Source organism: Streptomyces sp. NPDC043870, assembly GCF_056435785.1.
Genome location: NZ_JBWKDT010000058.1, coordinates 16450 through 27726 on the forward strand (window position 1 = coordinate 16450; position 11277 = coordinate 27726).

An 11277-nucleotide genomic window follows, 5' to 3' on the forward strand; every position below is an offset into this window, starting at 1 on the left:
GGGTTTACGGTGCTGGGCGCCCATCGCATGGGCGCCCAGCACCGTTGCGTTGTGCCCACCCGTCCCTCGCCCCCGGACTTCGTCCTGGGCCCCAGCGGAACGACTGCCCACAACCTGTCGGTAAGTGCGTGCTTCGGACGGGCGTAGCGTGGACGTATGACTGTGTACGGATCCTTTCCCGGGTCGCGGCCGCGGCGGCTGCGGACCACTCCCGCGATGCGGCGCATGGTCGCCGAGACGCGGCTGAATGCGGCTGATCTGATTCTCCCGGCGTTCGTGCGGGAAGGCGTGAGCGAGCCCGTGCCGATCGCGGCGATGCCGGGGGTCGTGCAGCACTCGCTGGACACACTGCGGAAGGCCGCGGTGGAGGCGGTGTCCGCCGGAGTTTCCGGGATCATGCTCTTCGGGGTGCCGGAGGACGCGAAGAAGGACGCGGCCGGGACGGCGGGGACCGATCCGGACGGGATTCTGCAGGTCGCCATCCGTGCGGTGAAGGCCGAGGTGGGCGATGAGCTCGTGATCATGTCTGATCTCTGTCTGGACGAGTACACCGATCACGGGCACTGCGGGGTGCTGGACGAGGCCGGGCGCGTCGACAACGACGCCACGCTGGAGCGGTACGCCGAGATGGCGCAGGTCCAGGCCGACGCGGGCGTCCATGTGGTCGGCCCCAGCGGCATGATGGACGGCCAGGTCGGGGTCGTCCGGGACGCGCTGGACACCATCGGCAAGGAGGACGTGTCGATCCTCGCCTACACCGCGAAGTACTCGTCCGCCTTCTACGGGCCCTTCCGGGAAGCCGTCGCCTCGTCGTTGACCGGCGACCGCAAGACGTACCAGCAGGACCCCGCGAACCTTCGGGAGTCCATGCGGGAGCTCGCGCTCGACCTGGCGGAGGGCGCCGACATGGTCATGGTCAAGCCCGCGGGTCCGTATCTGGATGTGCTGGCGAAGGTCGCGGAGTCCGTGGACGTGCCCGTGGCCGCGTACCAGATCAGTGGCGAGTACGCGATGGTCGAGGCCGCGGCCGAGAAGGGCTGGATCGACCGGGACAAGGCGATCCTGGAGACCCTCACCGGGATCAGGCGCGCGGGCGCGCAGATGATCCTGACGTACTGGGCGACGGAGGTCGCGCAGAAGCTCGGCCGCGCGTAAGCCGGTTCAGTCCCACCAGAACGACCACACGCTCTGGTCCAGCACCGCCTTGGCCGCGTACTCGTCCAGGGCGGTGAAGTGGCCCTGGGTGATGTTGTCCGGGCAGAACGCGAAGTGCTCCGCGGCGACGGCCCGCGCCTCGGCGGGCGTCGTCGGCGGGGCCGCCACGGAGAGCACGAGCTGGTCGAAGGTGAGTGCCACGACGCGTATGCCGAAGCGGTCCTCCCACGAGCGCAGGACGGAGCAGAGGCGCGCCACGTCGTTCTCGTAGTTGAGCGGCCCGGTCCAGCCCAGCGCCGCCGGTATGTCGGCGCTTCGGCGGGCCGGGACGAGGGCGAGCCTGCACCGCTCCAGCCAGGAGTCCTCTCCGATGAGCGCTTCGGCCACCTCGGCCGCCGTCACGTCCGGGTCGATGCCCGACGCGGCGGCCGGGGCGAGGCCGGGCCACTCGGCACCGAACGGCGCGACCTTCTCGTCGAACGCCGGGGGTTCGCCGAAGAGGGCGACGACGGCGTCCCGGCCGGGGTAGTCCTCGGGGGCGCCGAGCTCGTCCGCCGCGTACTCCTCCCAGAAGGCCTCCAGGACCTCCTCGGCGTCGTGATCCCCGGCGTACGACATCATCGCCGGGGCCAACTCCCAGTCCTCGGGCTGCCTTTCATGGCTGCTGCCCGAGCCGATGAGTACGGGGTGGAGCCCGGCGGTCCTGCGGGCGGGCAGCAGGGCGGACCAGTCGCCGGTGCGGGCGGGCTCGTCGGCGTACCACAGGAGTGGCTCGTGCCACGGGCCGTCGATGGTCGTGTCGATCAGCCGCCCGGACGGCAGGTCGAGACCCAGTGAGCGGCCTGCGGGGTCGGTGGCCAGGGTCGGCAGGGGATTGGGAAGCATCGCCATGGACCGAATGTAGAGGCCGCCACTGACAACCAGCGGCGGCCCCTGGATTCTGCGCTTCAGCGTCAGTAGGTGAGCGCGTCGGACATGTCGCTCAGCCAGTACGTGACCATGGCGGCGTCGTCCTCGATGTAGGTCCCCGCGGGGAGCGTGAGTTCGGCGGGCGCACCATTCGATCCGGAGCCGTTGCCCGCGTCGAAGGAGACGGTGAGGTGCTTCGCGGTGCGGCCCTTGGTCTTGCCGGGCTCGCCGGTCAGCATGACCGAGGCGTAGGCGGACTGGCCGGGGGCCAGGGTGACGACGGCCTGCGGGTGGCTGTCCTCGATGAACTGGGTGGGGGACTGGGCTTCGTCGAAGCGGAGGTACGGCCCGCCGAAGGCGTTGCACGGGCGCGAGCCCGTGTTGGTGACGGTGATCAGCAGGTGGTTGATGGGGCGTGTGACCTTGCTGGCGACGACCTTGGTGTTGCTGCCGGTGCAGGTGACGGGGGAGGTGTTGCTGCTGCTGCCGTTGCTCGCGCTGCCGCCGCCGCCGGTGCCCTTGCCGGAGCCGGAGCCGGAGCCGGAGCCCGAGCCGGAGCCCGAGCCCTTGCCGCTGCCGCCCGCCGAGGTTGCGGGGGCGGTGCCTCCGCCGGTGCCCGAGGACGAGGAGGCAGCGGGGGTCTCCGTGCCGGTGGCGACGGGAGTCCCCTTGCCCGCGCCGGCCGGGTCGGCTGCCTTGGCACTGTCGTCGCCCTGGCAGGCGGTGAGGGACAGGCCCGCGAGAAGGGCGGCGGTCGCGGCGATGACGGTGCGGGTACGGATGGTGCGCATGGTGGATCGACTCCCCGTTGTGGTGGATTCAGTGACGGTTGATCAGTGAGATCACGACTGCGATGCAGGCGATCAGAACGATGACCGCGAGGGCATCGCTCAAGCTGAAGTTGAAGCGGGTTGGCATCGGAGCTCCCGGTCCGGGTGGTGCTGAACACACCTTGCGGGGGCGGCGGATCGTGGGACAACCAACCAGGGACAATGGGGGAAGCTGGAATGCTGGAACGGGGCTTGACCAGGAGAAACACCCTTCCCCTGGAATGCGTTCCCGGGACGCTGGAACGAGGGGGAGGGCCGAAATGGCAGCGGGGACGGACGACTTCGCGGGGCTGCTGAGCGCGCTGAAGGAACGCTCCGGACGCAGCTACGGGGCTCTCGCCAGACAGCTGCACATGAGTACGTCCACGCTGCACCGTTACTGCAACGGTGACGCCGTACCGACGGATTACGCGCCCGTGGAGCGGCTCGCGCGACTGTGCGGGGCGACCCGGGACGAGCTGGTGGAACTGCACCGGCAGTGGATCCTGGCCGACGACGCACGCAGGCGTGGCCGGGTTGGTGCGGCCGAGTCGCCCGGTGAGCCATCGGGTGAGTCGTCGGGTGATCCGTCGAGTGAGGTGGAGCCCGGCGTGGCGGCCGTCCCGACTCCGGGAGCTGGAGCGCCCCAGCCTGAGCGGGAGCCCGAGGACGTGGCCCCCGAGCCGGTGGTCGTCGGGGTTGAGCCCCCCTCGCGCAAGCGTCGTCTCCGTATCGCGGTCGCCACGGCCGCAGTTGTCGCGCTCGCCGTTCCGGCCGCCGTCGCCGTAAGCCAGTTCGGGGATGACAGCACAGGTACGGACGCGCGTGGGAAGGGGCAGCCCCGCGTGGGAACCGGCGCCGGGGCCTCGGCCGGGAGTTCCGCGTCCGCATCCGCATCCGCGTCTGCTTCCGCCTCCGCCTCACCGAGCGGCAGCGCCTCGCCCGGCGGGAAGAAGGCGAGCGCCTCGCCGTCGGACCCGGCCGCCACGAAGAAATCGGAGGCGCCCGCCGGGCAGCGCGGTGGTGCGGCGCCCAGCGTGGGGATCAGCTCGTACAACTGGGAAGAGCCCTGCGGTGAGGAATACCTGCTGGACCAGCAGCCGGGCCAGGTCCCGCCGCCGCCCCCTCCTCAGGACACCCGGAACTGGGCGCGTGCCCTGGGCGGCGTCAGCGCCGGCGACATGGCGCTGCAGCTGTCCGTGACGGGCAACACGGACGAGGCGGTGCTCATCACCGATCTGAACGTACGCGTGGTGGGCCGCAAGGCCGCGCTCCCCTGGCAGGCCTATTCCATGGGGGACGGCTGCGGCAGCGGCGTCACGCCGCAGACGTTCGACATCGACCTGGACAACGCCCGGCCTTTGGCCGATCCCGTGGCCGGACAGGACGGCGACACCGTCGTTCCCGCCAAGGACTTCCCGTACAAGGTCTCCACCCGCGATCCGCAGGTCCTGAACCTCGACGTCCACACCGAGGGCCACGAAGTCACCTGGTTCTTGGAACTGGCATGGAGCAGCGGCGACCGGAAGGGGACGCTACGGGTCGACGACGGCGGAAAGCCCTTCCGCACGAGTGCCTTCGACGAGGGCAAGGTGCACCACTACTGGCCGGACAAGGGCGAGTGGGTCGCCCAGTGACGGTCAGCCCGAGTGAGCGGCGGCGAAGGCGGCGAAGGACGACCAGGTGGCGGGGGCGAGGGTGAGCATCGGGCCGTCGGGGGTCTTGGAGTCGCGGACGTGGACGGCGGCGGGGTGGGTGGCTACTTCGATGCACTCGCCGCCGTCGCTGCCGCTGTAGCTGGACTTGCGCCAGGTGTACGCGACTTCGAGGCAGGCGCCTCCCTGCTCGCTGCTGTAGCTGGACTTGAACCACTCAAGTGCGGTGCTCATAGCTCTCCTAGCAGCCGGTCCAACAGGCCCTTCGTCTCCTCGGGGTTGAGGGCCTGTGTCCGCAGCATCGCATACTTCTGCGCGAGGATGCTGACCTCGTCTGGGTCGGAAATGAGCTGGCTGCCGCGCTGTGTCTCTGTATAGGCCAAGTGTTGGTGGTCCGGCGTTTCCAGCAGAATGAATGGGCCGGAAAGACCAGCGTGGCTTTGTCTGCCGAGGGGCATGATCTGGAGCGTGGTGCCAGGGAGATCGGCGCATTCGCGGAGGTGGCGGAGGATCTCCACGTACACCGTGTCGCCGCCGAGCCGGTCTCGCACGGTCGCTTCGGAGATGACGAAGCTGATCGTCGGAGGGAACTTACGGTGGAGGATCTCTTGCCGTTCGGTGCGAGCTGCTACCCGTAGCTCGATCTCGTCATCGCTGAGCGCTGGGACGTCCGTTCGGAAGACTGCCCGGGCGTAGTTCTCCGTCTGGAGCAAGCCCGGCAGCACCTGGTTCTCGAACCAGGACAGCGCGATCGCCTCGCGCTCCAGGTCCATGTACTGCTCCGCCCACGCCGGGATCAGGTCCACCTCCGGCATGTTCTCCACCGCCGTCTCCAGCGCCCTCTTCGTCGCTAGGATCCCGTCCAGCAGCCGCGCCAGATCCGGCTTCAGCGGCCGCCTCCCTGCTCGATCGAGGCGATCGTCTCCTCGTGCAGACAGGCCCGTTCCGCCAGCTCGCGCTGGGTGAGGCAGGCCGTCTCCCGGAACAGGGCCACCAGCGCGCCCACGAGCTTCAACGCCGACGCGTTCTTCCTACGCCGTTTCCTGGGGTGCATGCCGTACCAACTCCCCGTGGCCGTACGAAAGTCATGCGCGGGCAACCCGTACAGAAATCCCGTACGGGTGCGCGCACTGCATCACGGTAGTCACGGACCGTGACGCTCGTCTCATGAACGAGACGATTCAACTCCCCTGTGTGCGCGAGCGGTTCTACCGCCGGGAGCGGCGTTCCGTGCCCGCGGCCAGGGAGTTCACGCGAGAGGTCCTGGAAGCGTGGGGCCTGGCCGGGGTCAGGGACGACGTACTGCTGTGCGTGAGCGAGCTGGCGACCAACGCGCTGGTGCACGGGGTCCCGCCCGGGCGCGGCTACGTGCTGCGGCTGTGGCGGTACGAGGACGCCCTGCGCGTGGAGGTGCATGACAGCGGGGACGGACACCCGGGTGTGCGGGAGCCCGACGGGGAGTCGGGGCGCGGGCTGCTGCTGGTGGCCGCTGTCGCGGACAAGTGGGGGGTCGGCGAGCGGGTGCCCGGGAAGATCGTGTGGTGCGAGTTCGGGGTCAGCGCGAGACCGTGAGGAGGTCCGCGAGGCGGGAGAGACCGTCGGCGGCGTGCCCCTCCTCGACCGCGCGGTCCAGGATCGCCTGGAAGGGCTCGAAGAGTTCGGGGCTCACGCCCTGCTCGCGGAACGTGGCCAGGAAGTTGGGGAACGCCGCCTGGTTGACCGCGAGGCTGGAGACATCGGTCAGGTGCTGTCCGGTGTCGAGGGCCCGGCCCATCGCCGGGGCGCTGCCGAGCATCGCGGTGACCCAGGGCACGAGGAGCTCCGAGAACTCCTCCGCGGAGATCTTCTCCGTACGGATCAGGGCGAAGGCCTGGAGGACTCCGAGGAGCATCCCGTACATGCCGGTGAGCAGGGCCAGGTCGTGCAGGGCTGCCCGCCCCGGGTCGGTGCCGGTCCACTTCGTGCCGCCGAAGGACGCGAGGGTGGACCGGTGGGTTTCGTATGCCTGCTCGTCGCCGCTGTAGAAGACGTAGGCATCCGGGCCCGCGATCATCTGCGGGACCGCCATGATGCCGCCGTCGACGTACCGGGCGCCGTGCTCGGCGGCCCAGGCCGCGAGCTCCCGGGCCTGGGCCGGGGTGCCGTTGGTCAGGTTGACCAGGGTCTTGCCGGTCACGTTGTCGCCGAGGGTGTCGAAGACCTCCTGGACGCTGTCATTGGTGAGAAGGCAGACGATGACGAGGGGGCTCGCCGTGACGGCGTCGGCAGGCGTGCCGGCCGGAAGGGCGCCCTGGGCGACGAGGGGGCCGGTCTTTGAAGGGGACCTGTTCCAGACGGTGACAGGGTGACCGGCCTTGAGGAGCGCGGCGGCGAGGGCGGAGCCCATCATGCCGAGGCCGAGGACGGATACGCGGGTGGTGGTTTCTGGCATGGACCCGATCCTTGCCCGGTGCCGAAACCTGTACAAGTACCGACTATTTGGTGAGGTACGCACCCATGGGTAAGTGACCTGGCGATCACCACGCGAGGGGCGCACCCTGGAAGAGGTATCGCTGGAGGTGATCGGCCATGCAGACGCTTGTCGGATGGCACATCGAGACGGAGTTCCGTGAGGACGGCGACCACACGAGGGCGGCCGCTCTGCTGAGACTCGCTGACGGCACGGAGATCCGCGGACACGGAGCGGCCAACCGCCACCCGTCCGATGCCTCGCAGCTGCGGGTGGGCGAGGAGATCGCGGGCGCCCGGGCGCTCATGGACATCGCTCAGCAGTTGCTGCAGAAGGCCCATGTGGAGATCGACGATGTCAGGGGCACGCCCTCACATCCGCTGAAGTGAACCGTTGAAGTGAGTTGCCTGCGTACGCCAAGGCCCCCGCACCCGGGCAGGGGAGCGGGGGCCTTGGCGGCGTACGTGTGATCAGAGACGCTCGGGGGTCCGGATGCCCAGCAGCGCCATGCCCTGCTGGAGGGTGCGCGCCGTCAGGTCGACGAGGAAGAGGCGGTTCTCCCCGACCTCCAGCGGCGGCTCGGGCCGCACCACCGGGCACTGGTCGTAGAACGTCGTGAGGAGCGACGCCAGCTGGTACAGGTACGCCGCCAGCTTGTGCGGCTCGTACGAGGCGGCGACCTCGGCCAGTACCTCGCCGAACTGGTCCAGGTGGAGGCCGAGTGCGCGCTCCGCCGGGGCCAGCTCGAGCTCCGGGTGGGCGGCCGGCTTCCGGTCGCCGGCATTCCGCTTGATCGACTCGATACGGGCGTACGCGTACTGGAGGTACACGGACGTGTCGCCGTTCAGCGACACCATCTGGTCCAGGTCGAACTTGTAGTCCCGGACGGCGGACGTGGACAGGTCGGCGTACTTCACCGCGCCGATGCCGACGTACCGGCCGTTCTCCACGATCTCCTGCTCGGACAGGCCGACCTTCTCGGCCTTCTCGCGCACGACCGCCGTCGCCCGCTCGACCGCCTCGTCCAGCAGGTCCTCCAGCCGCACCGTCTGGCCCTCACGGGTCTTGAACGGCTTGCCGTCCTTGCCCAGGACCGTGCCGAAGGCGAGCTGCGCCGCGTGCACCTCGTCGTTCAGCCAGCCCATGCGGCGGGCGGTCTCGAAGACCATCTTGAAGTGGAGTGACTGGCGGACGTCCACCACGTACAGCAGGGCGGTCGCGCCGAGGTTCTGGACGCGGTCGCGGATCGCGGAGAGGTCCGTCGCCGCGTAGCCGAAGCCGCCGTCGGACTTCTGGACGATCAGCGGGACCGGGTTGCCGTCGGGGCCCTTGACGTCGTCGAAGAAGACGCACAGCGCGCCGTTGGAGCGGACGGCGACGCCCGACTCCTCCAGGAGGCGGCAGGTCTCGACCAGCATGTCGTTGTAACCGGACTCGCCGACGATGTCCGGGTCGTGGATCTCCATGTCGAGCTTGTCGAAGACCGAGTAGAAGTAGATCTTCGACTCGTCGACGAACCGCTGCCACAGGGCGCGGGTCTGCTCGTCGCCGGACTGGAGGTCGACCACCCGGCGGCGGGCCCGGTCCTTGAACTCCTCGTCGGAGTCGAAGAGCGCGCGCGAGGCCTTGTACAGCCTGTTCAGGTTGGACATGGCCTCTTCGCCGGAGGCGGAGGCGTCCTCGGAGGCCTTGTGGTCCAGCTCGTGGGGGTGCTCGATCAGGTACTGGATGAGCATGCCGAACTGGGTGCCCCAGTCGCCGATGTGGTGGCGCCGGATCACCTTCTCGCCGGTGAACTCCAGGATCTCGACCATGGCCGCGCCGATCACGGCGGAACGCAGATGGCCGACGTGCATCTCCTTCGCCACGTTCGGCTGGGCGTAGTCGATCACGGTCGTACCGGGCTTCTCCGCGTACGGGACGCCGAGGCGGTCGTCCGCGGCCCGGGCCGCCAGGGTCTTCACGATCGCCTCGTCGGTGATCGTGATGTTGAGGAAGCCGGGGCCGGAGACCTCGATGTCCTTGAGGAGGTCGTTGGCGGGGATCGCGTCGACGACCTTGGTCGCCAGCTCGCGCGGGTTGCCCTTGAGCTGCTTGGCGAGCGCCAGGATGCCGTTGGCCTGGAAGTCGGCCCGGTCGCTACGTCGCAGCAGCGGGTCGGCGGAGCCGGCCTCCGGCAGGGCTGCCGAGAGGGCGTCCGCGAGGCGCTGCTGCACGGTCGAAGCGAGGGAAGGGACCGAGGCCATGAGCTTCCGTTCCTGTGAGTGAGGCGTCAGTGGGTCATCAGTGGTGCTAATTCGGTAGTCAAGTGTCCCATGGGGGAGCAACCTGTTTCTCCCGCCGGACTCTCCGCGGACTCTCCGACGAACCGCGCGCCTGTGGACAACCACAGGGCCCGCTGTTCCGTCTGGGAGAATGGCTAACGCCAGTTTCGACAGAATCAAGCATTCAAGGACGTGCCGATCGTGGCTCAGAGCAGCACCGAGACCGACTGGGTCTCCCGTTTCGCGGACGATGTCATCGCCGACTCGGAACGGCGTGCGCCCGGGAAACCGGTCGTGGTTGCCTCTGGCCTGTCTCCGTCCGGGCCCATCCACCTGGGCAATCTGCGCGAGGTCATGACCCCGCACCTGGTCGCGGACGAGATCCGGCGGCGCGGGCACGAGGTCCGGCACCTGATCTCCTGGGACGACTACGACCGCTTCCGCAAGGTGCCTGCCGGGGTTCCGGGCGTCGACGAGTCCTGGGCCGAGCACATCGGCAAGCCGCTGACCTCGGTGCCGGCTCCCGCGGGCTCGGAGTACCCGAACTGGGCGGAGCACTTCAAGGCCGCCATGGTCGAGTCCCTCGCCGAGCTGGGTGTCGAGTACGACCCGATCAGCCAGACCGAGCAGTACACGTCGGGGGTGTACCGCGAGCAGATCCTGCACGCGATGAAGCACCGCGCCGAGATCGACGGAATCCTCGACCAGTACCGGACGAAGGCCAAGGTCCAGGCGAAGAAGCAGCAGCAGAAGCCGGTCGACGAGGCGGAGCTGGAGGCCGAGGAGGGCTCCGGCGCGGCGAGCGAGGACGACGGCAGCGGCGGCTCCGCGGGCTACTTCCCGTACAAGCCGTACTGCGGCAACTGCGAGAAGGACCTGACGACGGTCACCGAGTACATCGACTCGACGACCGAGCTGACGTACTCCTGCACCGCCTGCGGCTTCTCCGAGACGGTCCGGCTGAGCGAGTTCAACCGCGGCAAGCTGGTCTGGAAGGTCGACTGGCCGATGCGCTGGGCGTACGAGGGCGTGATCTTCGAGCCGAGCGGTGTCGACCACTCGTCGCCCGGTTCGTCGTTCGTCGTCGGCGGGCAGATCGTCCGCGAGATCTTCGACGGGGTGCAGCCGATCGGCCCGATGTACGCCTTCGTGGGAATCTCCGGCATGGCGAAGATGTCGTCGTCGCGCGGTGGCGTGCCGACGCCCGCGGATGCGCTGAAGATCATGGAAGCGCCGCTGCTGCGCTGGCTGTACGCGCGCCGCAAGCCCAACCAGTCCTTCAAGATCGCGTTTGACCAGGAGATCCAGCGGCTCTACGACGAGTGGGACAAGCTGGAGTCCAAGGTCGAGGACGGCTCCGTGCTGCCGGCCGACGCCGCCGCGTACTCGCGCGCGGTGCGCACCGCGGCCGGTGAGCTGCCGCGTACGCCGCGGCCGCTGCCCTACCGCACGCTCGCTTCGGTCGTCGACATCACGGCCGGGCACGACGAGCAGACCCTGCGGATCCTGAGCGAGCTGGACCCGGCGAACCCGCTGACCGCGCTGGACGAGGCGCGGCCGCGCCTCGACCGCGCGGAGAACTGGATCACCACCCAGGTCCCGGCCGATGCGCGGACGGTCGTGCGCTCCGAGCCCGACGCGGAGCTGCTCGGCTCGCTCGACGCACAGGGGCGCGAGTCGCTGCGGCTGCTGCTGGAGGGTCTGGACTCGCACTGGTCGCTGGACGGGCTCACCACGCTCGTCTACGGCGTGCCGAAGGTGATGGCGGGCCTGGAGCCGGACGCCAAGCCCACCCCGGAGCTGAAGGTCGCCCAGCGCTCCTTCTTCGCGCTGCTGTACCGCCTGCTGGTCAGCCGCGAGACGGGGCCGCGGCTGCCGACGCTGCTGCTCGCGGTGGGTGCGGACCGGGTGCGCAAGCTGCTCGCGGCCTGACGCCAGGCGCCGGGGGGGGGGGGGGGGGGGGGGGGGGGGGGGGGGGGGGGGGGGGGGGGGGGGGGGGGGGGGGGGGGGGGGGGGGGGGGGGGGGGGGGGGGGGG

The 11277-nt window shown here is 69.6% G+C and carries 10 protein-coding genes and 1 pseudogene; 5 read left to right on the forward strand and 6 right to left on the reverse strand.

The window, feature by feature from the left end; genetic code table 11:
• The first annotated feature begins 156 nt into the window (after window positions 1–156).
• Window positions 157–1155 carry a porphobilinogen synthase gene (gene hemB / locus AC0699_RS36045; protein ID WP_478669295.1) on the forward strand — a complete coding sequence of 333 codons (999 nt, stop codon included), beginning with the start codon at window positions 157–159 and terminating at the stop codon, window positions 1153–1155.
• Window positions 1156–1161: 6 nt separating this feature from the next.
• Here the strand turns inward: hemB and AC0699_RS36050 are convergent, their stop codons facing one another.
• Window positions 1162–2046, reverse strand: coding sequence for a DUF4253 domain-containing protein (locus AC0699_RS36050; RefSeq protein ID WP_478669297.1), 885 nt, complete (start codon window positions 2044–2046; stop codon window positions 1162–1164).
• A 62-nt stretch (window positions 2047–2108) separates the two neighbouring features.
• A complete protein-coding gene (locus AC0699_RS36055) occupies window positions 2109–2855 on the reverse strand; it encodes a DUF4232 domain-containing protein (RefSeq protein WP_478669299.1) in 747 nt (248 codons plus the stop codon).
• Window positions 2856–3154: 299 nt separating this feature from the next.
• On the opposite strand from AC0699_RS36055, the gene AC0699_RS36060 reads away from it, so the two are divergent.
• Window positions 3155–4510, forward strand: a complete 1356-nt coding sequence (locus AC0699_RS36060) for a helix-turn-helix domain-containing protein (RefSeq protein ID WP_478669301.1) — start codon at window positions 3155–3157, stop codon at window positions 4508–4510.
• Between the two features lie 3 nt (window positions 4511–4513).
• Here AC0699_RS36060 and AC0699_RS36065 read toward each other — a convergent pair whose 3' ends face one another.
• Together AC0699_RS36065 and AC0699_RS36070 are read right to left on the reverse strand one after the other, a co-directional pair.
• A complete protein-coding gene (locus AC0699_RS36065; protein WP_478669303.1) occupies window positions 4514–4762 on the reverse strand; it encodes a DUF397 domain-containing protein in 249 nt (82 codons plus the stop codon).
• Window positions 4759–5582 (reverse strand): annotated as a pseudogene (locus AC0699_RS36070) (helix-turn-helix domain-containing protein). The gene AC0699_RS36065 and the pseudogene AC0699_RS36070 overlap by 4 nt, the downstream one beginning before the upstream one ends.
• A 113-nt stretch (window positions 5583–5695) precedes the next feature.
• On the opposite strand from AC0699_RS36070, the gene AC0699_RS36075 reads away from it, so the two are divergent.
• Window positions 5696–6100 (forward strand): ATP-binding protein, encoded by a 405-nt coding sequence (locus AC0699_RS36075; RefSeq protein ID WP_478669306.1) that lies wholly within the window; start codon window positions 5696–5698, stop codon window positions 6098–6100.
• Here AC0699_RS36075 and AC0699_RS36080 read toward each other — a convergent pair.
• Window positions 6084–6959 (reverse strand): NAD(P)-dependent oxidoreductase, encoded by an 876-nt coding sequence (locus AC0699_RS36080; protein ID WP_478669308.1) that lies wholly within the window; start codon window positions 6957–6959, stop codon window positions 6084–6086. The two genes, AC0699_RS36075 and AC0699_RS36080, sit on opposite strands and share 17 nt — an antisense overlap.
• A gap of 137 nt (window positions 6960–7096) precedes the next feature.
• Here AC0699_RS36080 and AC0699_RS36085 point away from each other — a divergent pair, with 137 nt between their 5' ends.
• The gene (locus AC0699_RS36085; RefSeq protein ID WP_469769253.1) at window positions 7097–7366 is read left to right on the forward strand and encodes a DUF1876 domain-containing protein; all 270 of its coding nucleotides are present in this window, start codon (window positions 7097–7099) and stop codon (window positions 7364–7366) included.
• Between the two features lie 81 nt (window positions 7367–7447).
• On the opposite strand, the gene argS is transcribed toward AC0699_RS36085, so the two are convergent.
• Window positions 7448–9223 (reverse strand): arginine--tRNA ligase, encoded by a 1776-nt coding sequence (argS, locus tag AC0699_RS36090; RefSeq protein WP_478669311.1) that lies wholly within the window; start codon window positions 9221–9223, stop codon window positions 7448–7450.
• A 210-nt stretch (window positions 9224–9433) separates the two neighbouring features.
• Between argS and lysS the strand changes: the two genes are divergently transcribed.
• Window positions 9434–11173: a lysine--tRNA ligase gene (gene lysS / locus AC0699_RS36095; protein WP_478669313.1), complete on the forward strand. Its 1740-nt coding sequence runs from the start codon at window positions 9434–9436 to the stop codon at window positions 11171–11173.
• The last annotated feature ends 104 nt before the right edge of the window (window positions 11174–11277 follow it).